The sequence below is a fragment of the Chitinophaga agri genome (assembly GCF_010093065.1).
In the GTDB taxonomy this organism is placed as follows: domain Bacteria; phylum Bacteroidota; class Bacteroidia; order Chitinophagales; family Chitinophagaceae; genus Chitinophaga; species Chitinophaga agri.
Window position 1 is genome coordinate 5,547,620 of sequence record NZ_CP048113.1, and the last position, 22,130, is coordinate 5,569,749.

The 22,130-nt window shown below is 44.7% G+C and carries 19 protein-coding genes and 1 tRNA gene; 8 read left to right on the forward strand and 12 right to left on the reverse strand.

Going from position 1 to position 22,130, the window contains the following annotated elements:
* Nucleotides 1-15: 15 nt before the first annotated feature.
* The 4 genes from GWR21_RS22195 to GWR21_RS22210 all read right to left on the reverse strand — a co-directional run bounded on the left by GWR21_RS22195 (nucleotide 16) and on the right by GWR21_RS22210 (nucleotide 5,494).
* Nucleotides 16-1,686: an FAD-dependent oxidoreductase gene (locus GWR21_RS22195; RefSeq protein ID WP_162333866.1), complete on the reverse strand. Its 1,671-nt coding sequence runs from the start codon at nucleotides 1,684-1,686 to the stop codon at nucleotides 16-18.
* 65 nt (nucleotides 1,687-1,751) lie between these two features.
* Nucleotides 1,752-3,158: an ATP-binding protein gene (locus tag GWR21_RS22200; RefSeq protein ID WP_162333867.1), complete on the reverse strand. Its 1,407-nt coding sequence runs from the start codon at nucleotides 3,156-3,158 to the stop codon at nucleotides 1,752-1,754.
* 198 nt (nucleotides 3,159-3,356) lie between these two features.
* Nucleotides 3,357-4,406 (reverse strand): alpha/beta hydrolase, encoded by a 1,050-nt coding sequence (locus GWR21_RS22205; RefSeq protein WP_202928978.1) that lies wholly within the window; start codon nucleotides 4,404-4,406, stop codon nucleotides 3,357-3,359.
* Between the two features lie 158 nt (nucleotides 4,407-4,564).
* A complete protein-coding gene (locus tag GWR21_RS22210) occupies nucleotides 4,565-5,494 on the reverse strand; it encodes a helix-turn-helix domain-containing protein (RefSeq protein ID WP_162333868.1) in 930 nt (309 codons plus the stop codon).
* Between the two features lie 364 nt (nucleotides 5,495-5,858).
* On the opposite strand from GWR21_RS22210, the gene GWR21_RS22215 reads away from it, so the two are divergent.
* The 4 genes from GWR21_RS22215 to GWR21_RS22230 all read left to right on the forward strand — a co-directional run bounded on the left by GWR21_RS22215 (nucleotide 5,859) and on the right by GWR21_RS22230 (nucleotide 11,869).
* Nucleotides 5,859-9,107, forward strand: coding sequence for a sigma 54-interacting transcriptional regulator (locus tag GWR21_RS22215; protein ID WP_162333869.1), 3,249 nt, complete (start codon nucleotides 5,859-5,861; stop codon nucleotides 9,105-9,107).
* Nucleotides 9,108-9,178: 71 nt separating this feature from the next.
* Entirely contained in the window at nucleotides 9,179-10,567 is a 1,389-nt protein-coding gene (locus GWR21_RS22220) for a sigma-54-dependent transcriptional regulator (protein WP_162333870.1), read from the forward strand.
* 86 nt (nucleotides 10,568-10,653) lie between these two features.
* The gene (locus GWR21_RS22225; RefSeq protein WP_162333871.1) at nucleotides 10,654-11,430 is read left to right on the forward strand and encodes an alpha/beta hydrolase; all 777 of its coding nucleotides are present in this window, start codon (nucleotides 10,654-10,656) and stop codon (nucleotides 11,428-11,430) included.
* Between the two features lie 25 nt (nucleotides 11,431-11,455).
* Nucleotides 11,456-11,869 carry an OsmC family peroxiredoxin gene (locus tag GWR21_RS22230; protein WP_162333872.1) on the forward strand — a complete coding sequence of 138 codons (414 nt, stop codon included), beginning with the start codon at nucleotides 11,456-11,458 and terminating at the stop codon, nucleotides 11,867-11,869.
* A 50-nt stretch (nucleotides 11,870-11,919) separates the two neighbouring features.
* On the opposite strand, the gene GWR21_RS22235 is transcribed toward GWR21_RS22230, so the two are convergent.
* A complete protein-coding gene (locus tag GWR21_RS22235) occupies nucleotides 11,920-13,257 on the reverse strand; it encodes a Gfo/Idh/MocA family protein (protein ID WP_162333873.1) in 1,338 nt (445 codons plus the stop codon).
* A gap of 65 nt (nucleotides 13,258-13,322) precedes the next feature.
* On the opposite strand from GWR21_RS22235, the gene GWR21_RS31720 reads away from it, so the two are divergent.
* Nucleotides 13,323-13,457, forward strand: a complete 135-nt coding sequence (locus tag GWR21_RS31720) for a hypothetical protein (RefSeq protein WP_262888465.1) — start codon at nucleotides 13,323-13,325, stop codon at nucleotides 13,455-13,457.
* 50 nt (nucleotides 13,458-13,507) lie between these two features.
* On the opposite strand, the gene GWR21_RS22240 is transcribed toward GWR21_RS31720, so the two are convergent.
* The 4 genes from GWR21_RS22240 to GWR21_RS22255 form a co-directional block, all read right to left on the reverse strand.
* Entirely contained in the window at nucleotides 13,508-13,972 is a 465-nt protein-coding gene (locus GWR21_RS22240) for a hypothetical protein (protein ID WP_162333874.1), read from the reverse strand.
* A gap of 170 nt (nucleotides 13,973-14,142) precedes the next feature.
* Complete coding sequence (locus GWR21_RS22245; RefSeq protein WP_162333875.1) at nucleotides 14,143-14,931, reverse strand: alpha/beta fold hydrolase; 789 nt, start codon at nucleotides 14,929-14,931, stop codon at nucleotides 14,143-14,145.
* Between the two features lie 79 nt (nucleotides 14,932-15,010).
* On the reverse strand, nucleotides 15,011-16,030 hold the full coding sequence (locus GWR21_RS22250; protein WP_162333876.1) for a helix-turn-helix domain-containing protein: 1,020 nt from the start codon (nucleotides 16,028-16,030) through the stop codon (nucleotides 15,011-15,013).
* 301 nt (nucleotides 16,031-16,331) lie between these two features.
* Entirely contained in the window at nucleotides 16,332-16,622 is a 291-nt protein-coding gene (locus GWR21_RS22255) for a winged helix-turn-helix transcriptional regulator (protein ID WP_089834650.1), read from the reverse strand.
* Between the two features lie 159 nt (nucleotides 16,623-16,781).
* Between GWR21_RS22255 and GWR21_RS22260 the strand changes: the two genes are divergently transcribed.
* Nucleotides 16,782-17,720, forward strand: coding sequence for an alpha/beta hydrolase family esterase (locus GWR21_RS22260; protein WP_162333877.1), 939 nt, complete (start codon nucleotides 16,782-16,784; stop codon nucleotides 17,718-17,720).
* A 42-nt stretch (nucleotides 17,721-17,762) separates the two neighbouring features.
* On the opposite strand, the gene GWR21_RS22265 is transcribed toward GWR21_RS22260, so the two are convergent.
* Nucleotides 17,763-17,837: transfer RNA gene (locus GWR21_RS22265), tRNA-Glu, on the reverse strand.
* A gap of 101 nt (nucleotides 17,838-17,938) precedes the next feature.
* Here GWR21_RS22265 and GWR21_RS22270 point away from each other — a divergent pair.
* Both GWR21_RS22270 and GWR21_RS22275 read left to right on the forward strand, forming a co-directional pair.
* Nucleotides 17,939-18,325, forward strand: coding sequence for a response regulator (locus GWR21_RS22270; RefSeq protein WP_162333878.1), 387 nt, complete (start codon nucleotides 17,939-17,941; stop codon nucleotides 18,323-18,325).
* A 220-nt stretch (nucleotides 18,326-18,545) separates the two neighbouring features.
* Nucleotides 18,546-19,844, forward strand: a complete 1,299-nt coding sequence (locus GWR21_RS22275) for a hypothetical protein (RefSeq protein WP_162333879.1) — start codon at nucleotides 18,546-18,548, stop codon at nucleotides 19,842-19,844.
* Here the strand turns inward: GWR21_RS22275 and GWR21_RS22280 are convergent.
* Both GWR21_RS22280 and GWR21_RS22285 read right to left on the reverse strand, forming a co-directional pair.
* Nucleotides 19,841-21,103 (reverse strand): chloride channel protein, encoded by a 1,263-nt coding sequence (locus GWR21_RS22280; protein ID WP_162333880.1) that lies wholly within the window; start codon nucleotides 21,101-21,103, stop codon nucleotides 19,841-19,843. The genes GWR21_RS22275 and GWR21_RS22280 overlap by 4 nt on opposite strands.
* A gap of 93 nt (nucleotides 21,104-21,196) precedes the next feature.
* On the reverse strand, nucleotides 21,197-22,039 hold the full coding sequence (locus GWR21_RS22285; RefSeq protein WP_162333881.1) for a dienelactone hydrolase family protein: 843 nt from the start codon (nucleotides 22,037-22,039) through the stop codon (nucleotides 21,197-21,199).
* Nucleotides 22,040-22,130 lie beyond the last annotated feature (91 nt).

Consider the following 22,130-nt stretch of genomic DNA (forward strand, 5'->3'; position numbering starts at 1 on the left):
TAAATAGCTAAGAAGCTATTTAACTTCCGCAAGGTATTTATGCACAAAGCTGATCGCCATAGATCCTTCACCAACAGCAGCGGCTACTCTGTTCATAGCAGATGCCCGCACATCTCCTGCTGCAAAGATACCCGGACAGCTGGTTTCCAGCAGATAAGGATCTCTGTCCTGTTTCCAGATGCGTTTGAAGGCCTCACAATTATGCAGATCTCCACCAGTTTTTATAAAGCCTTTTTCATCTTTGATGATGTCCAGTGCTATCCATTCGGTGTAAGGTTTAGCACCTATAAAGATATACAGTGCATCTGCCCGTACTTCTTTCTGTTCTTTCGTGTCAATATTGCAAAGTACGAGCTCTCCCAATTTGTCGTGACCTCTGGCCTCGGCAATCTCCGTTTTAGGGCAGATCGTAATATTAGGTACGCCGGCAATCTGTTCGATCAGGTAGGCAGACATTGTACTGTTCAGGTCCTCCCGGCGGATAATGATGTATACGTTTTTAGCAAATTTGGAAAGATACATAGCAGCCTGTCCTGCAGAGTTACCACCACCGACTATATACACCTCCATACCTGTACAGGCAGCGGCTTCTGTCATGGCTGCACCATAATACACACCTGCGCCGGTGAAGTCAGGAACCCCTTTGGTCTCAAGCTGACGGTAATCAACACCCGTTGTAATGATGACTGCACGGGTATTTATTTCCGTACCATCTTCCAGCAGGATCTTTTTATAGCCATCTTTTTGGGTAATGTCCTTTACCGACTGTGGTGTGATCAGTTCAGTACCCAGACGGGTCGCCTGCGCAATCGCTCTTCTGGTCAGTTCCGCGCCACTCAGCCCACTGGGGAACCCAAGATAGTTTTCAATACGGGAACTTGTACCCGCCTGTCCACCAGGGGCACGTCGTTCTATTAGCAGTGTTTTGAGTCCTTCAGAAGCGCCGTAAACGCCTGCCGCCAGCCCTGCAGGGCCCGCGCCGATGATCACCACATCATACACATCCAGCTTTACCTGCGGATTTAAACCTACTTTGCTGGCAATCTCCATAATAGAAGGATTGGAGAGGTAGGTGCCATCTTCAAAGAATACCAGTGGCACGTCCTTGATCGTAAGATCATTCAGCGATAACAGTCTTGCTGCTTCATCTGAGTTCTGTACATCCAGCCACTGATAGGGGATGAGATTTCCTGCCAGAAAGTCTTTTACACTGTGTGACTTTGGAGAGAACTGGTAGCCTACCACCTTGATGCCTCTGAAGTCTGGTTTATAAACGCTCTGCCAGTTGCCCAGCAGGTCATCCAGCACAGGATAAAGCCTTTCTTCCGGCGGACTCCATGGTTTCACCAGGTAATAGTCCAGCTGCACAGAATTGATCGCTTTTATTGCCGCATCTGTATCAGAATAGGCGGTCAGCAATACTCTGCGTGCATCCGGATAGTACTCCATCGCTCTTTCCAGGAAATCAACACCTTCCATTTCAGGCATACGCTGATCTGAAATGAACATGGCGACTGTTTCCCCTTTATTTTTTAATTCCAGTAAAGACTCCAGTGCTTCACTGATAACGGTTGTACTGATGATCCTGTATTGATCACGGTATTGACTTTTGAGATCTCTGACAAGCGCACGTAACACCTGTGGATCGTCGTCAATACAGAGAATATAAGGTAAGTTCTGATTCATAATATTTCTGTTCTTAAAATGGCATAAGTCAATTCAAAATTAACTTATATAAACTTCAGTTTCACCTATCCCTGGATGGGAAGAGATACAATAAAACGTGTCTCTCCCGGTTTGGATTCTGCTTTCAGATATCCTTTGTGCTGGCGTACGATCTGTGATACGATGTCCAGTCCCAACCCCGTTCCCTTGCCAGGATCTTTTGTTGTAAAGAACGGGTCAAAAATCCTTTCTAAAATGTGTGCTGGTATGCCCGGACCATCATCTGTGATGATGACTTTAAGACAATCTTTATCCCTTTCTGTTTTGATGGTCAGTTTACCTTTTTTGTTTACCTCCATGGCATCAAGGGCATTATCAATGATGTTGGTCCATACCTGGTTTAATTCTCCGATCAGGGCACGCAGGGGAGGCAAACTGGTATCGTATTGTTCAGTCACCTCAATATTCCCTTTGCGTATTTTGTATTGCAGAATGGATAGTGTGGTGCGCAGGCCATCATGGATGTTGGTCAGCTGCTTGTCATATCCCTGGTCCATGTGGGTGAATGTTTTCACGGAACCTACAAGATCAGCGATACGTTTGGAGGCTTCTTCAATATCAGAGACGATCTTTTCTGTGATCAGGTTGTTGTTGATCCAGTTGAATACCGGAGATACATCTTTCGCTCCCAGTTTTTGTTTGAAAGTATCGAGATCGTCAATGGTGAAACCAAATTCTACAAAATTTTCGGCCAGCTCTGCACTGTTTTCCACATCCAGGTCATCCAGCCAGTCCGTGAGGTCGTCTTCCATTTGTGAACGCTGAATGAGTGTCAGTGGTGTTTTATGTGTATTATGCTTGGATAATATTTCAAACATCTTCTCTTTTACAAGATCAATGGCAGCTTCATCCATTTTTATCTCCATGATCTTTTTAAAGAATTCTGGTTGTAACTGCAGGTGTTTCTTCATAGAATGAGCCCCACGTACAACGGCTGCGGCAGGATTATTTAGCTCATGTGCCAGTCCAGCGGAGAGTTTACCCAACGCCATCATCTTTTCACCCTGACGAATGAAAGAGGTGTAATCACGTACACGATTGGTCATGATATGTACAAGCGCCTGCGTCAGTTCAAAGTGATGCCTGATCATGGGCTCTATTTTGTCCATGGGCAGGGTGTATATAATCACGTCACCAATGGCTTCACCCGCCACAGACGAAGTCATTCCGCGTGAGAATGGCAGGTAGCCAAGGATACGCCCTGACTCAGCGATCATCAGTTCCCGCAGTTCGTTATTCTGCATCTGACATATTCTGATTTCGCCTGATAATATTACATGTGTGCCGGTCATTGGTTCGCCTACATTAAAAGCGAATGACCCTGCTGGTATCTCTCTGCGTTCACTGTTGTCAATGAACCATTGCAGCTGGTTATCGGGTACGCCATGAAGTGTTTCAATAGCGCGCATCCACTCAACGGTGATAGTAGTCATGGAACTTTGATTATTGGGCAGAAAGGTACTTATTATTCGGGTACGATTTTCAGGAGATCATTGTACGGATCCTAGGAAAAATAGGATAAATCAGAGGAGGAGTTATGGGGATTGCTTTTAATATAAGAAGGATGCCTCGTGCTGGTTGCGCATTTGACGCATAATCAGCACAAGACACCCTTCTTATGATCAGGAATACTACTTTAAGGCATTTTTGAGTTCTGCCGCAGCGGCTCTTAGTGCTGATTGTACTGCCGGTACGTCAGCCAATGGGTTCAGCAGCCCGTAGTCATGTATCATCCCTTGTATTCTGACAAGCGTAACGGGTACGCCTGCTTCATCCAGTTTACGGGCATATGCTTCTCCTTCATCACGTAGTACGTCATTTTCTGCCGTTTGTACCAATGTAGGGGGTAAACCTTTCAATTGCTGCAGACTAGCCTGTAATGGTGCTGCATAGATCTCTTTACGTTGTGTTTTTGGAACGTAGTTATCCCAAAACCATATCATCATGTTTTTAGTGAGAAAGCGGGACGTTGCAAACTGGTTGTATGAAACCGTTTCAAAGTTAGCGTCCGTCACCGGCCAGAAGAGTAGCTGGAACTTCAGTTCAGGTCCTTTCTTGTCTTTCGCCATCAGTGCCGTGGCGGCGGTGAGGTTGCCTCCTGCGCTGTTGCCAACTACGGCAAGACGTGTACCGTCAATGTTTACTTCGGCACCGTGAGCCGCAATCCATTTGGTAGCAGCATAGGTTTCGTTAAGTGCCACCGGATATTTTACTTCCGGGGAGCGACTGTACTCTACAAATACTGCGGCTACACCAGCATACACTACCAGGTCCCTTACAAAGCGCTGGTGGGTTGGGAAATCGCCCAGCACCCATCCTCCGCCATGAAAGAACATGAAGGCCGGTAATGGTGTTGTTACACCAGAGGGGCGTACAATAAAGATCTTGACGTTGACGCCATCTTCCGTAATCATCTTTTCTGTAACATCGATTCCTGATAGGTCAACCTTTACCGATGATTGTGCTCCTTCAAGTACTTTGCGGGCATCTGCAGCGGTCATTTGTTCCATTGGCTTGCCTCCACCGCTGTTCAGCGCATTCAGAAAGGCTTTTGTACGTACTTCTATTGCCGGGTCTTTTGCTGGATCGAGTACTTTGGTCTGTGCCTCTGCATTATTCACTACACTGGCAGCTGCAATCGTACCTGCGGCCAGGATGTTCTTCATTGATTGCTTTGTCATTTGCTTCTATTTATGATGTTTGATAATATCCGCTATCTACAAAGCTATCATATGCGTATGCGGGCGTCAATGGAGGAATAGTGTGGTCAGTTGTATATTTGGGTGAATAGTGTGTCTGTGCTGACGTGAGAAATAACGTGATGTCAGTATCTGCATCGTTAAAGAGTGCTTTCTGCTGTAACTTCTGTTAATCCCTTTTTAAAGCTGGTAAAGTTCATACCAGAGTTGTTCTTGAAATATTTACTGAAGTGTGAATGATCATCAAACCCCAGCAGGTAGGCAATTTCCTTCATACTGACATTGGAATGCAAAGCCTGTCTTTTCGCCTCCATGATGATATGTTGTTGTATATGTGAGCTGGCAGGCGTGCCGGTTATTTTCTTCACAATCCGGTTCAGATGGTTTGCGGTCACACATAGTTCACTGGCATAATCTGCCACAAATTTCATTGTTCTGAAATGTACTTTTACCAGGGCAATAAACCGCTGTACCAGTTCTATTTCTTTTGATTGTACCAGTTCGTTGACCCTGATCTGCTGGCGCCGGGAGAAGTAGATGACCAGTATGTTAAGGAGACCAGCCAGTACCTCAGAACGTAATAGATAATGGTTAGTATATTCCTTGGACATTTTGGTCATGAGGTCTTCAATCTCGTATTGCATGTCCGCATCTGCTGCTATAACGGAAAGGCCCGTACCATATATGTGTGTGTCCAGCCATGTGGTACCCATGGTATAGGTGGCCCAGCGATACAGGAAGTCCTGTGAGAAAGAGATATAATATCCCCTTGGATCATGCCGGAGGTTACACTGCCTTACCTGTCCGGGTGTAAGACAATAGATCATATTGCTACGGATGGTATGTTGCACTGTGTCAATACCAATGCAACCCGTACCGTCCTGCATCCAGATGATTTCAAAGTATTGTAGCCGTTCCTGCTGTCCATTTACCAGATGATGGTCTTTCCTGATTGTTTCCAGTCTGTGAAATTCAAAGTGGTCATTCTTGTCAGCCTTTACTGGTTTACGGGGCGCCTGGGTTGCTGGCATTACATCTGCTACTGTGCCGTATAGGATTTTACTGCTCATAATGTAGTGGTTTCAGTTCGAGGATATAGTATGCTAATCTGGTGCCATGTTGTAAGTTGTTGTTTATTATGCTGTTATGGATGGTGCGATTTTTCTTTAATAGTCATATATCGTTAATTGGTCACTTTATTATTGGTATTTCAGGACTGAACCGTAGGCTAAAAATGTACTTTCAGCCATAGCAAGGCAGTTATTCATATTTCGATAATTTTTTGGTAATTTGTTCATATATGAACAATGTTACAAGGAAGGTTGTTCTTTTAAATAACTTATAACCAACTATTTAGGAGCGTGGCATAACGCTTGACGATAAGACTTATAAAAGTGGCCGTACTGTGCATCACCCGGCGAAAAAAATCACCACATGCCTCGATCAAAATCTGTCACGTCGAAAGACCGTTCTTCCACAGCTGTAAAGTCCTGGGAACAGGATCCGGCATTGCAGCAGCTATTGCTGTCACTCACGATGGATATAGCCAGGGTAACAGCCAAGAGTGAATTGATGCACCTGATGAAGGAGCGTCTCAGCAGTATCTTTCCGTTTACACATTGTACTATTTCGGTCCCCTCTCAAGATAAACGTTTCTACAAAGCGTTCATGCTGGATACTTCTTCTATAATAAAAGGGCATGAACAATACCAGGAACTGGTTACCAGTGAATGGCCGGTAGGGGAGGACTGGATAGCGGACGCTATCGCCACTGGTGAGCCTTTCGTCTGCTCATTGAAAGAAATGAACGAGAAGGGGCAACTAACCGCTAATATGCTCATCATATATGAAGCGGGTGTACAGGAGACACTGAATTGCGGATTACTTTCCGAAAATGAGATCATTGGTGTGCTATCATTTTTCTCAAAGACATCGGGAGATTATTCTTCTGCGATATTCCCGGTGGTCAGGTTAGTGGCTAGTCATATTTCTCTTGCAGTGGTAAATATTATGTCGAGAGAAGAGATCGAACAGCGTATGCGGGAAAGGGAAGCCATGCTCACACTCAGTGACGCGATCAGCAGAGTGAAAGACAGAAGTGGATTGCTGGACATTATCAATACCGAATTGAAACAGTTGTTCAGGTTCACTTACAGCCTGGTAGTCAGGTTTAGTGATGATGGTCTCTCTTGTGCGGCGTTTTTGCTAGACCCGCAGTCTACCAGCCGCTCCGATCCTAATTACAATGAGATCACCTCCCGTTGGCATACTGTCAGAGATGGGATTATAGATAAAGTGCTCGCTGCTGATGCGCCGGTACTGATAGATACTGAAAAAGAAGCCAGCAGAGCTGATGCGCCGGAATATACAGTTATGCAGTTCCGCGCAGGCGTGAAGGAATGTGTAGGAGTAGCGCTCAGGGATGGTAGTCAGCAGGCGTTAGGTATTATACTGTTCTGTGCTGATGGAAAAGGATGGTTTGGTGAGAACGCTATGAACCTGATCAGGGCAGTTTCTTATCAGCTGGCCACCGCTATGTCAAATATTTTTTATCATGAATACATACAGGCCAGAGATAGTGAAAATGAAATGCTGCTATCCATCAGCCATGCCATTGCCAGTATTTCTGATAGAAGGATACTCATACACCGGGTGAAGAAAACCTTGCAAACACGTTTGAAGTTTGCTGACATTGCCATTGTACAGTATAATCTCCCTAAAGGTACCTATAAGACGATCCTGGAAGATTGCGAAACTACAAACCAGCACCAGGATTTTGAAACGATTGCTTTCCGGGAATATCCGCTACAGGACGGCCTGCATAATGTGGTCATGGAAGCTGAAGGGGCTGTATTGCTTTCTGTAGCACAATTACAGCAACGGGGGGGCATTCATTTTGATTTTCTTGCCGATGCCGGAATAGCTGAGATAGCGGGTGTACGACTGATCCATAACAATGAGATCTTTGGTGGGATGGTATTGCTGGCGGAAAAGGCTCATTCATTCTCCGCGTCAGACCTGCGACTGATAGAGCGATTTTCTTACCATCTATCCGGTTCTGTAGCCAATATGCTGGCCAGCGAGGCTATTCAGCAAAGGGAAAAAGAAAAGGAGATCCTGTTGTCTCTGAGTGCAGATATAGCCAGAACAAGAGGTACGGAAGCATTGATCGCTGTAATGCGGCAGCGACTGAGAAGTATCTTTCACTTCAACGATATCACCGTCGGATTATTCAATGCAGAAAAAACAGCCTTCAGGGTAATGGTAGCACATGTTGGTGACGGACGGGCCATGCATCCGGCATTTAAGGAGATCGCTTTCGCAGAATATCCTATTGCTGATGGTATTCATGATATATTGTTACATTCTGATAAGCCGGAACTCTTTTTTATAGAGAATTTGTTAATGAAGAACCCAGGCAAGCATCCTGGTATCCAGTTTATATTTGATCAGGGAATTAAGGAAATAGCCGGTGTCAAACTGGTGAACCAGAATGAAGATATTGGTTTTATTACCATGCTATCTGAAGAAAGAAATTCATTTCGGCAGAAAGACCTGCATTTGCTGAAAGGCGTATCCGATCAGGTGGCCGTAGCCGTGGCTAATATACTGGCAGACGAAAAGATTGCCCAGCAACTAATGGAGATCAATGGGTATAAAGAGAAGCTGGAAGAAGAGAAGTTATATCTGCAACAGGAGATCAGCAGCGCCTATACCTACACCGACATTATAGGTGCAGGTCCTGAAATGCAGCGCGTATTTCATATGTTATCGCAGGTTTCTTTTGCTCAGAGTACCGTCCTGATACTGGGAGAGACTGGTACAGGCAAAGAGCTGATCGCAAGGGCCATTCACAACTCATCACCCAGAAAACATAAACTGATGGTGAAAGTGAATTGTGCCGCATTGCCTGCAAGTCTCATAGAAAGTGAGTTGTTTGGTCATGAGAGGGGAAGCTTTACCGGCGCTGTAGAACGCAGGATCGGCAAATTTGAACTGGCTAATCATGGTACGCTTTTTCTTGACGAGATAGGAGAAATGCCACTGGATCTGCAGGTAAAGTTGCTACGTGCTATCCAGGAAAAAGAGATTGAACGAGTAGGAGGGAAAAGTACTATCAAGACAGATGTAAGGATCATTGCGGCGACAAACAGGAATCTGCAGAAGGAAGTAGCAGAAGGCCGTTTCAGGAGTGATCTTTTCTACCGGTTAAACGTATTCCCGATCGTATTGCCACCGTTACGGGATAGGAAGGAAGATATTCCCTTACTGGCAGCTCATTTTATGGAACGCTTTGCGAGAAGCGCCGGAAGGAAGAATATTAAGTTGTCCAGTACCGCCATGAAACAGCTGGTGGCTTACAACTGGCCAGGAAATGTCCGAGAACTGGAACATGTGTTAGAGCGGAGCGTATTGCTGACGCAGGGAAGTGTTATCCGCGAGATCAATTTATCAGCGCAACCCCGGTCAGACATAAAAGTAAAACAGGAAGAAGATTTTACAAGAACACTGGAAGACGTAGAACGGGAATATATATTGGGTGTATTAGGTAAGTGTCGTGGCAAGATATTTGGCCCCGGTGGTGCGGCAGAAATACTGGGTATGCATGTGTCCACCCTTAATCATAGGATCAGAAAGCTCGGTATTCTTAAAGAACAGAATTATATCGTCAGGAAGCCATAACCTACCTGATCCGCGTTACACGTAATTATACCAACAGACAGGAGCATATTCAAATCATTCAGGAACAAGACATGAAGGAAAAAATACTGATAGTAGAAGATATCTTCATTGAAGCGAACAACCTACAGATGATCATGGAGCGTGCCGGCTACACAGTAAGCGGCATCGCTGTTTCTGTGGAAGAGGCATTGCAGATGATTGAAGAAGATATCCCTGACTTTGTGCTGGTGGATATCTATCTGAAAGGTAAGCAAACCGGTATTGATCTTGCCAGAATATTACGTCAGCAGAATATTGCATTTATCTACCTGTCTGCCAATTCGACCAAACAGACGCTTGATCAGGCGAAGACCACCTTCCCGTATGGTTTCCTGGTAAAACCTTTCCGGGAAAGAGAAGTATTGACAACATTGGAGATCGCGCGTTACCTGCATGCAAACAGTCTGGATGCTATCATGCGGAAAGGCGTGGACAATAATAAAAGATTTGTATTGCCTGACTTGCGGCAGTATGGGTTTGTAGGGGACGGTTTGCGGCTCCAGCAGGTATTGCAGCATCTGTCCATCGTAGCTCCTTCTGAGACTTCTGTGCTGATAACGGGGGAAAGCGGGACTGGTAAGGAAAAGATGGCTGAGCTAATACACCGGTTGTCCAACAGGGCATCCCGGCCATTGATAAAGGTAAATTGTGCTGCCCTACCGTCCGAACTAATAGAATCGCTGTTATTCGGCCATGAGAAAGGAGCGTTTACCGGTGCGCTGGAAAGACGGATCGGTAAGTTTGAGCAGGCAAATGGTGGGACTATCTTCCTGGATGAAATAGGAGAGATGCCGGTTGATATGCAGGTGAAATTGCTTCGCGTATTGCAGGACAGGGAAATAGAACGTATCGGTTCCAGCCACGCACAAAAGGTGGACGTACGGATCATTTCGGCTACCAGCAGGAACCTGGAGAAGGAAGTGGCCGACGGCCGGTTCCGTATGGATTTTTATTACCGGCTGAATGTATTTCCATTACATCTGCCGCCATTGAGGGAAAGGCGTGACGATATTCCGGCACTGGTAGATTATTTTCTGGACATCCATTGCCGTAATTTCGAGAAATCCGCAATGGCTGTCAGTCCTAAGGTCATGGAAATGCTAACATTATATTCCTGGCCGGGGAATATCCGGGAGCTGGAACATCTCATCGAGCGGGCCGTATTAATGTGCGAGGGGAATACAATTAACCATATCATTTTGCCGGAGAAGATCGACTATACCCCTCCACCCCGGGAAGAGCGTGTAAAAACGATACAGGAAAATGAACGGGAGCACATTGTTGAAGTGCTGAGGCGATGTAATGGTAAGATCTTTGGAAAAGGTGGGGCAGCAGAGCTGTTATCCATGAATGTCTCTACACTGAATTACCGTATCCGTAAGCTTGGAATTAATAAGGAAGAATTACGCTTCCGCGAATAAAATGTACAGCGGAATAACCTGATTTTACATTGATACAGCTCTGGTACTAAGGTAGCTTTGACAGCAGACCTTAAATATCAACCGCTATGGAAAAGATCAGATCAAAAACCATTGTATTTCTTACCGGAGCATATGTGAGTAACCGTTGCTGGGATGACTGGAGCCGTTATTTTCAGAGCCAGGGGTATAGAACAATTGCACCCGCCTGGCCTCAGAAGGAGGGCGATCCTGCAGCGCTAAGAAGCCGTCAGCCCAATATGGCCCTGGCGGCTGTAGACCTTCCGCAGGTATTAGAGCGACATATCACCGAGATCAAAAAACTACCTGAGAAGCCTATACTGATAGGTCACTCGTTTGGGGGTATGATGGCGCAGGTATTGCTGAACAGAGGGTACGGCGAAGCAGCTGTTGCCATTCAGGCTGTACCTCCTAAAGGAGTTTTCCCTATCGAACTGAATTTCCTTAAATCTAATACAGCAGCGCTGGGATTTTTTTCTACAGTCAATACCACCTACCTGATGCCATTCAAAACATGGCAGTTTGCTTTTACAAATGGCATGTCGCTGGCCGAGCAGCAAACCAGCTATGAGCAGCTCACCATTCCTGAATCGAGGAGAGCGATCAGAGGAGCCCTGAGCAATACCGCTAAAGTCGATTTTAAAAAGCCACAGGGGCCGTTGCTGATCCTCGCGGGAACAGAAGATCAATGTATACCACCTTCACTCTCAAAACGTGTATATAAGCGTTATAATAATTCCTCCGTAGTAGATTTTCAGGAAAGAGACCGTAATCACTATGTGTTAGGTTTACCTACCTGGAAAGAAGATGCAGACAATATCCTGAACTGGATAGCGCAACACTGAATACGTACCTAAAGTGACCCGATCCATGAAACGTTATGCGAAGGCCGTATGGCATGGTTCAGGGAAAGATGGCGGCGGGCATATGACTACACAGAGCGGAGCGCTTGATAAAAATATCTATTCTTTTGCCAGCAGGTTTACCAGTGACCGAGGCACCAATCCGGAAGAACTGCTGGCAGCTGCGCATGCGGGATGCTTTACCATGAAGCTGAGCTTTGTGCTGGATGAAACAAGCTACTTTCCTGAAGCGTTGGAAACAAACGCCTATATTAATTTCGAAAATGGCGCTATCACTGCCGTTCGTCTCGTGGTGACAGGAAAAGTGAGAGGGATGGACCAGGCTGCATTTGAAGCGTGTGTTCAGGAGGCAAAGCGGAACTGCCCCATTAGTATGATATTGAACATTACTATTACAACAGAAGCAATTTTACGTAACTAGGGCCGTCCGCCATTCCTGTATGAGTGAACTGGCGGACGGTAGTTTTTAGTCTATATTTTTGGTGCCCAGCCATTCTCATACTCTCTCTGCCAGAGTTGTGCAGCTTCCGCATTATTGAGGATATGTCCATTGGAAGGGTCAGTATGTAATATGCTGCCGCTGCGTTGTGCAATATTTCCCAGGAGCGGCAGTAGTGTACTACGGTAGCCGATATTGATCTCCGCATTCAGTTTTGCCTTACCCCTGATGCTCTCGAGGAAGTTACTGATGTGAATAGCATCGTAATATTCACCTGCAGGACTCACTAGATTGGTGGCCCGCTGCTCACTTGGTGCGGCCTGTTTTACCTCTTTGACCACTTTCCCCTGATTGTCCACTATCTTATAACTGTCATTACCGGGAACGTATAACGTACCATTTTCTCCAAAGATAGCAAAGCCCCGGTCGCTGCCTTCCAGTCCGTAGTTATTACAGCTCCGGCCTTCCCAGGAGATCGCCTTCCCGCCTTCAAACTCGAAGTTGAGCGTCTGTGTATCAGGTGTCTCCCAGTCGTCTTTCGGATAAGCATAGCGTCCACCAGCTGATGTCACTTTAGTAGGGAAGTCCAGGTCCATGAACCAACGTAGGCAGTCCAGTTCATGCGTGGCGTTATTACAGGTCTCTGCCGTGCCCCAATGCCAGCGCCAGTGCCAGTCATAATGTACGATGTTGTCCAGATAGTCGCGACGGGGAGCAGGCCCCTGCCAGAGATCCCAGTTAAGGGTATCAGGAACAGGCACTTTTTTGCCGGTGCCGATTGGCTTACGGTTGTTCAGATACCAGCTTTTGCCATAATAGACCTTACCCAGTACATGTTGTTCTTTTATTTCTCTAAATGCCTGTTGCATATTGGGCCAGGAACGTCGCTGACTGCCCATCTGTACAAGACGGTTGAATTTTTTTGCAGCAGCAACCAGCATTTCCCCTTCCGCCGGATTATGAGCGCAGGGCTTCTCTACATATACATGCTTTCCAGCGGCAGTTGCCATGATAGCTGCTGGTGCATGCCAGTGATCAGGCGTGGCTACGAAAAGCGCATCCAGATCCTTTCTCTCCAGCAGTTTCCGGACGTCCCTGATAACTGTTGGTTTCTTTTCCTGCGCACCAGCGATGGCCTTCAGTCCTTTTGCTATAGCGCCATCTTCCACATCACATACATAGCCTATTTCAGCGCCTGGTAGTTTAGCTGCACATTGTGCCAGCCAGTTTCCTCTGGAATTGACACCCATAACGCCGAGTACCAGCTTATTGCTGGGGGCGTTTTTCCCGAACACAGGAAAGTTGAGTATGGTTAACCCTGCTCCCAGGCCGGCGAGGCCGCCTGATTTAATAAAGTTTCTTCTTTTCATAACGGTGAACCTGTTTTCAATTTAAGATGGATTCATGATAGGTAGTCTAATGTATAAAAATTAAAATGAGCAAGTGGGAATTTGTGATGAGTGAGCAGGGGGGCAGCGGGAAGATAGGTGCGATGGGTAGCATAAATAAGGAACGCCTGCCAGTAGACCAGGCGTTTAAAGCGTATGTTTATAAGTACATTCTATGCTAAACATAAGTGCCACTGTTGAAGAAGCATGGTATGATAATGTGTGAATACGCTTAGGTATTATTTCCCTTTGCCATGAATGCTTTTTGGTGAACAAAGGCATTCATAAGCTGCAGGAGTTCGTCTTTTGAGTATCCTTCTTTTGTGCTGATCTGAAATTTCACCTCCTTATTCTCAATAATATCCAGCACTGAAAACCATGACGACGGGCCTGGCATACGCTTTAGCACAACATCGAAATGATCTCTCAACATCAATATAGTGTCTGCAGTCCTGAACTGACGTTTCCTGTTTTTGAGAAGTTGCATATAGGTTACTTCAAGTACTGGCCCATCGAGTAATACCGTTTTTGTGAAAGTGCGTTTTGTACGAAGCATGGCTATAACAAGAGCCAGAATGACTGCCAGCGGCCATATATCCTGAATGATCAGGGGAACGAAGAGGGGGATCAGTAAACTATAGCCTTGTAGTTTTAATAAAAAAAAGGAGATATAACTTTCTTGCGTTATTAGCTTCATAGATATTATTGATCCTCCATTTATTCAAAGCGGAGCCATTTCTGCACACATGAGCATAAAAGGTCTGAAATGAAAAAAGGTTATTCATTACTGAATAACCTTTTCTTCTGGTCGTACAACGGACCGGACATGTATCGAACTTTTTTGTACAAGATTTTCTTTTGATAAGATTAGCATACAAACTGTTCGCTTCTACAGAAATCATGAATTAGTTCAGCCACTTTTTCAGGTTGTTGTACCATTATCAGATGCCCTACCCGTGGAATAACCACCATTCGGACGCCAGGTATTATTGCCACCAATTCAGCCTGCAATCGGGCGGGGGAGTCTACAATATCATTTTCGCCGGCAATTATTAGTGCTGGTATATTAACAGATGATAATCCGGCAGACACATCCTCCGTCAATGCTGCGGCAGGCCATCCCAGCCGGGATGCTGTATTGTGCAGTTGCATATCCTCCACTATGGTTTGTCTGAGAGCAGGCGGTAAATCTGAGGCGTTAAATACATGATCTATTGTCTGATTAATATTATCCAGGCTGGTATAGGCATTTTCCATGCCCATTACCATTTCTGCTGGCAGGATAGTGGAAACGGCCGGAGATGGAGCGACCAGGATTAACTTTTTTAGTCCGGCAGGCATTCTTGCCGCAATTGCCTGGGCGATCTTTCCTCCCATTGAATGACCTACTAAAATGTAATTGTCCAGTTGCAGCTGACTGACGAGACCTAATACATCATCTGCCAAAGACTGGATATCATATCCAGTTTGTGGTTTGTCTGATTCACCCCATCCGCGTAGATCCATCCGAATACAGCGATAATCTTTCTTTAATAAATCAGAGACTTGTTTCCAGGTCCTTGAAGATCCACCCCAAAAATGAAGAAATATTAAAGCGGGATTATTGTTTCCTTCGCTTTCTACCAATAGCCGGACATCGTTTACTTGATAATACATATGATCTGATTTTTTACAGATCAAAGGTCAATATAATGGCGAGGCAGAAAAAGGTGTAAAAGTCCCATTTAGTGGTAAATTATTGCCTGTCAGAAGGGTGATGAAATTTCCGGAAAGCAGTAGGGGTTTTCCCGGTATGTTTTCTGAAAAACTTGATAAAGTTAGTTGGATCTGTGAAGCCCAGAGAATAGCCAATACTTTTACCAGCCTCGTTATTGTAAATTAATAGTCGTTTAGCTTCCAGCAACAACCTCTCGTTTATTAATTGCTTTGGAGTTTTACCGGAAAGTTTTTCTGTGGCACGGGAGAGCGCTTTTCCTGAAAGATTTAGTTGTTCAATGTAAAAGGCAACTGACTGCTGCTCCTTAAAGTGTTTCTCCAAAAGATCTTTAAAATTAAAGAAAACTTCAAGCTGGTTATCTGTAGCAGTAGCCTTATTCATAGTCAGGCCCGCTTCACGTTCTGCCTGTAGTAAAAAGTTTGCCAGGTGATTTCTTAATATCAATGGCTTATAGCTGTCGATTACTGTCTTCTCTTGCTGTTCAATCAAGTTCCAGCACTCTTTCAACGTATTTGATTCCTTTAACAGGCAATATTTGTTATTATCATATTGATTGAACAAAGAAGTTCTGGTTAAAAAACTATTATCACTAATGGTAATAGAAAAGAATGTATCTGTAAAAAGCAGCACTTTAGCTTTAAAGAGGGTATGCTGATCAAAGAATTGCAACCTGTTTTTTCCGACAAAAAGGAAGCTGCCAGGCTTAATTGTTACAGGTACGAAATCGATCATGTGTGTTGGAGCGCCTTCAATGAACCATAGCACGCAGAAAAAGGACGCTCTGTGAGGCGAGGTCAGGCTTTGGCTTTCCTGCACATAACGGTTGTCAATCGGGATGATTTCTAGGCCAATGGGCATAGTATCATCAAACTGCAGAGGTATGATTTTTCCTGGTTTCATATGATGTGCAACGATACGGAAGTTTGCCCTATTAAAGGTAGAATGTTGTCTGAGTGCTTTTAACTGTGGATAAGAAACATTACTTGATGTTCCCTTTTCCTGTACAGCGGGCCTGACAGATGTTCGATCTGGTATCATCTTTGGATGATAAAAACAGTTGGTTGAGCGCTGCGACTAAGCGTCATTGTGTCGTAGAGGTATGGCGGGTTCGAATTGCTGACTTAACATAATTAAAATCTAGTAATATCTCGGCATCGAAGTCAACTCCTCAATTCTCCTGCATATATCAATTCCTCCTTGAAGGCGGACTACTTTGTAAATATTAAAATGCCCGGCTTCGCTGACTAAAGGTACTGGTTGTTGCGTAGAAATATCATTATAGAATGTATGCAGTGCTACTATGTCTGACATTAGTTGAAGATTTTGAACGACTTTTTAATTATCCCTTCAGGATCATTTCCCTGTGTTCCATTCCCCAGTTAGTTAACTCCAGTAATATCTTTTCCAGTTTTTTTCCATATTCAGTAATCTCATATTCTACTGTAATAGGCTTGGTATTACATACCGTGCGGGAAATTAATTTATGCATTTCCAGTTCCTGCAATTCTTTCGATAACATCTTTGCAGCGATCCCATCTACTTCCCTTAACAGTTCCATAAAACGTTTCTTCCCTCCAGCCATCAGTGTACCTATGATTAGAATCTTCCATTTGCCATTTAATACTTCCATAGCATCTCTGATTGCCAGGACCAATTTTGGTTTTTGCGTGCAGGGAGTAATGCAGTTCTGTATATTCATTTGATTATCAGATTGGTTTCGTTGTGGAAACTAGTTACTAAAAGTAAACGCATAGCAAAAGTAAACTATAGGGGACTCATTTTTGCAATAATGAAACACAAGAAAATGCTGACAGGAATAATTGTTTTTATAATAGTATTGATGACAGGGATGTTTCTTTACCTGTATCGCTGGAATGTACTACATCCGTTGAAAAGTGCCACTTTAAAAATCGAAAGCAGGGAAAGGACTTTTTTATACCACTTGCCAAAGAAGATAACAGCGCATCCACGGCTAATAATCTTATATCATGGTTCCGGTATTAATGGTAATATCATGCAAATATTCACCGGGCATGAATTTGATGAGCTGTCTGATAAAGAACAACACACAATTATCGCATATCCCAATGGGTTTAAGAATAACTGGAATGGTTGCAGAAAAGTAGCTCCCTATCCTGCGGGCCAAATGAATATAAACGATATTGAATTTACAAAACAGATCATCCGTTATTTTAAGGAAAACTATCATATTGATACCTCCGAAGTATTTGCTGTTGGTTATTCAAATGGGGGAGAGATGGTAATGAGCTTAGCTAGACAATATCCTCAATGGTTTAAAGGATTTGCGGTTATTGATGCTAACCTGGGTACGCCTTCAAATGATAAATGTGAAAATGCAATACGTCCGGTATCGCTGTTTTATATAAGCGGACAACAAGACCCCATTGTTCCATACAAAGGAGGTGAGATCTTTTTGAATGGAAAAAGCTTTGGAGAGGTGAGAAGTTCGAAAGAAACTTTACAGTATTGGCTGCAACAGGATAAATTCGATATTCAATCCACAATTGCTATCACTCAAAATGCGACGCTATCAAACTATGCCACAGCTGCCGGTAAACAGATTTCTTTCCTTGATATATCGGACGGAGGACACACCATTCCTAACAGGAACTTCAGGATACCAATCAGTAAAATGGGCAATATGACTAAAGGGGTAGACGCTCCTGCACTGATATGGGATTTTTTTAAAGGGTTGAATCAGGAGTAGCATTGCATAAAAAAAAAGGAACATCATTCGATGTTCCTTTTTTGGTACCGCGTACGGGAGTCGAACCCGTCATTCCTCCGTGAAAGGGAGGCGTCTTAGCCGATTGACCAACGCGGCTGATTGCGTTTGGGATTGCAAAGGTAGACAAAATATTCATTCTGCAAAATTTATTCTAAAATATTTTCAGAAATCTCAGAATATCCCACCTTTGTACAACTATGGGAAAACTAAACATACTTATAGCAGAAAACGATGTTGATGGCAAAGTGCTGATTCAGGAGTCCTTTGCTGATACCGGTTTGTTCAATGTATTGGCCATTGCGGAAGATGGTGATAACCTCAAAAATCTCATGGAGGAATCCGATATCCTGTTTCCGGACGTTATCCTGTCTACCGCAGGACACGGATATGATATCCTGTATTATCTGAAAACAAGTGACGCTTTCAGGGAAATACCTGTGGTGACCTTTTCCGCTTCAGCAACCGGCACCGACGAAAAGAAATGCCAGCAGATGGGCGCGTTGAAACACTTTATCAAGCCGGAAAACGCACCTGGTTACCAGAAAATGGCAAAAGAACTCTATGACCTCCTGCTGGGAGAGTAAAAGGGAAATAGCGGTATTATCAGCATAGTGCCATGACCTGACAGGTCATGGTTTTTTATGCCCGCAGTGTTGCCTGCATTGTTACCGGTAACTACCTGACCATATACCCGCTTTTATCAGCTAGCAGCTGAATGCCTCAACCCCGTAGGGAGCTCTCTTAAACTGGAACAATTGAGAAAGTTATGTAATTTGGCCCCTCCGCAACTACAAACAACTAATTATGAATAGGAAACAGCTGTTTCTGCTCCTTCTGGGACTCTTTATCTTCCGGGTTATTTATGGCTTATGTTCGGAATTCTGGTTTCCTGATGAATTACAGATCTACCTGATCGGATTGAAATCATACACTACCGGTACCTGGCCTACTTATGGCCCCGATGTGGTGTATACCAATACCCAGATTCCCGGAGGCCTGCAGGGACTGTTGGTAAGCGCCGGTTTTTATATTGAGAAACTGCCCGAAATGCCTGCCATCTTACTCAATGTAATGTCTTTCGCCAGCCTTTCATTGCTGGCCTACTATATTACACGCAGAATAAAAGGCATTCCTGCCTGGATCATTTGGGTATTGTGTATGACCACTCCCTGGGTATTATATTACAGTACAAGGGTCGTAAATCCTTCCTATGCCATTGCCCTGGCAATTCCTTTCTTTATTTCCCTGCTGGAAATATTACCGGTCACAAAGGATAAATTCATCGCTCCATGGGCCGCATTTCTGATAATGGGCCTGGTGACCACCCTGATCATGCAGCTGCATATGTCATGGATACTCCTGCTGCCTTATGCAGGTATTGGTTTCCTGTTCTTCCTCCGTACAGAAGGATTTAAAAAGACTGCCGGCTGCTTAGCGATCTATCTCCTCGGACTGATCATCGGTACAGCCACATTGATCCCTACCTGGCTGCATCCCGATCCGCAGGCGGGGAACGTAGGTGCTAACATCGTTTTTAACTGGAAGAATGTTTCCAACGCGGTTACTATTCTTACCAGGTACTGGTCATTCGCTGCTTTTGAAATTCCTTATGTAGTAGGAAATTCAGAAGAAAAGTGGCAGTTGCTGAAGGAACAGATGTGGATAGCGCCACTCTTCCTGTTCCTGCTGCTGGTTGGATTTGCACAGGTAGGCCTGTTTATCCTGTCTTATTTCGTGAAAACAACCAATGAGGAATGGAAGAAAATGAGGTGGCTGAATCTCTTTACCTATCTGCTCGTATTTGCCAGTTTCTTCTTCTCTATAAAAGGGCCATCATCACATACATTCTGTATGCTGTTGCCGCTTCCTATGATCTATTCGTTTTATTGCTACGAATGGTTGGTATCGAAGAAAGCTTTCGTATTGAAACTGCTGAAAATCATCGTCATCAGTGGATTATTATTCCACCTTGGACTGGGTATTTTCAACTATCAGCACAGGTCCCTGTATAAAGACAGAGAGAAAGTGGTGAAGGCGCTGGATCAGATGAATTATAAAATATTGGGTACCAGGCGTTCCGACGATCTGGGATATGGCTACTAATGAGCCACCTGATCTTTATAGCTGTACACTGTATAAGGATAGATCTTTTTGGCAGTATACCTGGCTACTGTACTGGCGATCAGCACCGGAATGGTCAGCACAAATCCTCCCGATAAACGGCAGGCCAGTGAAGTAGAAGTCAGTGGTGCATGTATACTGCCACTTAATACAGCAGCAATACCCATGATAATGAAATTAGCTACGATCAGATGGGTATGGAAATAATGATTGCAGAAGGTCGCCAGCAGTAAACCTAAAAGCGCTCCTATTACAATACTCGGGGCAAATACGCCTCCATCTCCACCCGCGCCCAGCGTTACAGAAGAAATAACTGGTTTCAACAAAACAATGGCCACCAGCGTCAACGCAAACGGAATAGTAAAAGCTTCGGTCTGTGAACGGCCAATCATATCAGTAACAGCACTATAGCTGTCTCCGAACAATGCAGGCAGCACAAATATGCCAATACCAACAATAGCAGCCCCTGCCAGAATACGGGTATAATCATTTTTTACAGTACCGAAACGATGTTTGATGGCAATGACTGTTCTGGTAAAAAATACCGAAACGATACCTGCTATGATGCTTAATCCGATAATGTAAGGAATGGCGCTCATTTGCCAATGAGTGATACTCAGGTTTAACAACGGCTTTTCATGCTGTAACTGCAGGAAACCCCAGGCTACAAGTACAGCTGCACCTGTGCTGAGCAGTATTGTCTTAGTTACTTTACGGGCAATGACTTCTACTGCAAAGAGTAATCCTACCAGCGGACTACCAAACAGGGCGGTCAAACCGCCAGCCACTCCTGCACAGATCAGTTCTGTCTTAAAGCGGTTAGCAATATTGGCCTTTTGCCGGGTAACGGCGCCAATAGTAGCGGTTGAAACCACTGTAGATACCTCTACTCCGGTCGATCCTCCGAAGATAACTGTCAGGAAACCATTGATAAAGTGAGAGGGTATTTTATAGCTGGGTAATTCGTTACGGCGGGTATCCAGGGTCAGGTAGATCTCCTTGATGCCCTTATTAGGCTTCTTCCTGAAAGCATATTTGCGGAGAATATGTATCAGTAGCAGCCCGATCAGCGGGAAAACAAGGAACAGGTAAGAATAGCCAGAGATCCGCTTGAAGAAATGATCTTCATAATGCTCGGTGATGTGCTTCAGCACGCTGGCCAGGAAGGCTGATAACAATCCCGCCATGACAGAGGCAATAATAAGTTTCACATAGTTGGCCTGTATTATCTTCTTACGCATATGAGCATTCCCTTTTGCGCTGCAAAGTTAGGGCATGAAAAATAAAAGGAGCGCCTTATTTCAAGACGCTCCCTTAAAATCAGGTTAAAGCTCTTATTTAAAGATCTCTCCGAAGAAGGTACGCATGTCATTAAAAGATGCGGTGTCGGCAGCAGCATTATATTCAATTGGCATATTGAACTTCTTGCCATTAGCTGTTGATGCCGGATTTGTAAAAGCGTGTGTAGCACCCGCATATTCCTTGAAAGTGTAAGGAATGCTCAGGGAGTCCAGTTGTTTTTTGAAGGTTGCTACATCCTGTGCTGGTACAAATGGATCCGCCGCACCATGACACACCAGGATCTGCGCTTTTGTCAGTCCTTTCTGTGGAGGTACGGTTGCCAGTCCGCCGTGGAAGCTTACTACGCCATTCACTGGCAGCCCCAGCTTTGCACCGTTCAGGACCATGGAGCCACCAAAGCAGTAGCCAATCGCGGCAATGCGGGTAGTATCTGCCTGCGGGAAGGTCTTCGCTTTAGCGAGCGCGGCTTGCAGTCGGCCGAAACCCAGCTGTGGATTCATGTAAAATGGTGTTGCGAATGCTTTTGCCTGCTCAGGATTGTCCGCATGCTTACTGCCTCCATAGAAGTCAATAGCAAGTGCCAGGTAACCGAGTTCTGCCAGTTGCTTCGCACGGCCTTTTTCATAGTCACCCAGTCCCCACCATTCAGGAACGATCAGTACGATCGGCTTTTTAGTGGCCGTGTCGCTGCTGAATGCAGCAAAACTGTTAAGGGTAACGCTGTCTGCCTGAATGGCTACCGCTTCTTCCGTAATGGTTGGTTTGGTAGCAGTGCTGTCTGCCGTGTGGGCTGATGTAGCAGGTTGGTTGTTGCACGCAGCCATGCTCAGGGCAATAGCTACGGGAGCGATCATTGTTGCAATGTTGAATTTCATGTGATAGTATTTGAATATTAGATGTTATATGGCAATAAAGAGCAAAAATAGCTTTTCTGTTGTTTAGTCCGGTTACTGATTATTTAAATAG

Bases quoted from the DNA above. Each gene is read 5' to 3' on its own strand.
- GWR21_RS22195 (WP_162333866.1), bottom strand. From the start codon at position 1,686: ATGAATCAGAACTTACCTTATATTCTCTGTATTGACGACGATCCACAG.
- GWR21_RS22200 (WP_162333867.1), bottom strand. From the start codon at position 3,158: ATGACTACTATCACCGTTGAGTGGATGCGCGCTATTGAAACACTTCAT.
- GWR21_RS22205 (WP_202928978.1), bottom strand. From the start codon at position 4,406: ATGACAAAGCAATCAATGAAGAACATCCTGGCCGCAGGTACGATTGCA.
- GWR21_RS22210 (WP_162333868.1), bottom strand. From the start codon at position 5,494: ATGAGCAGTAAAATCCTATACGGCACAGTAGCAGATGTAATGCCAGCA.
- GWR21_RS22215 (WP_162333869.1), top strand. From the start codon at position 5,859: ATGCCTCGATCAAAATCTGTCACGTCGAAAGACCGTTCTTCCACAGCT.
- GWR21_RS22220 (WP_162333870.1), top strand. From the start codon at position 9,179: ATGAAGGAAAAAATACTGATAGTAGAAGATATCTTCATTGAAGCGAAC.
- GWR21_RS22225 (WP_162333871.1), top strand. From the start codon at position 10,654: ATGGAAAAGATCAGATCAAAAACCATTGTATTTCTTACCGGAGCATAT.
- GWR21_RS22230 (WP_162333872.1), top strand. From the start codon at position 11,456: ATGAAACGTTATGCGAAGGCCGTATGGCATGGTTCAGGGAAAGATGGC.
- GWR21_RS22235 (WP_162333873.1), bottom strand. From the start codon at position 13,257: ATGAAAAGAAGAAACTTTATTAAATCAGGCGGCCTCGCCGGCCTGGGA.
- GWR21_RS31720 (WP_262888465.1), top strand. From the start codon at position 13,323: ATGAGCAAGTGGGAATTTGTGATGAGTGAGCAGGGGGGCAGCGGGAAG.
- GWR21_RS22240 (WP_162333874.1), bottom strand. From the start codon at position 13,972: ATGAAGCTAATAACGCAAGAAAGTTATATCTCCTTTTTTTTATTAAAA.
- GWR21_RS22245 (WP_162333875.1), bottom strand. From the start codon at position 14,931: ATGTATTATCAAGTAAACGATGTCCGGCTATTGGTAGAAAGCGAAGGA.
- GWR21_RS22250 (WP_162333876.1), bottom strand. From the start codon at position 16,030: ATGATACCAGATCGAACATCTGTCAGGCCCGCTGTACAGGAAAAGGGA.
- GWR21_RS22255 (WP_089834650.1), bottom strand. From the start codon at position 16,622: ATGGAAGTATTAAATGGCAAATGGAAGATTCTAATCATAGGTACACTG.
- GWR21_RS22260 (WP_162333877.1), top strand. From the start codon at position 16,782: ATGAAACACAAGAAAATGCTGACAGGAATAATTGTTTTTATAATAGTA.
- GWR21_RS22270 (WP_162333878.1), top strand. From the start codon at position 17,939: ATGGGAAAACTAAACATACTTATAGCAGAAAACGATGTTGATGGCAAA.
- GWR21_RS22275 (WP_162333879.1), top strand. From the start codon at position 18,546: ATGAATAGGAAACAGCTGTTTCTGCTCCTTCTGGGACTCTTTATCTTC.
- GWR21_RS22280 (WP_162333880.1), bottom strand. From the start codon at position 21,103: ATGCGTAAGAAGATAATACAGGCCAACTATGTGAAACTTATTATTGCC.
- GWR21_RS22285 (WP_162333881.1), bottom strand. From the start codon at position 22,039: ATGAAATTCAACATTGCAACAATGATCGCTCCCGTAGCTATTGCCCTG.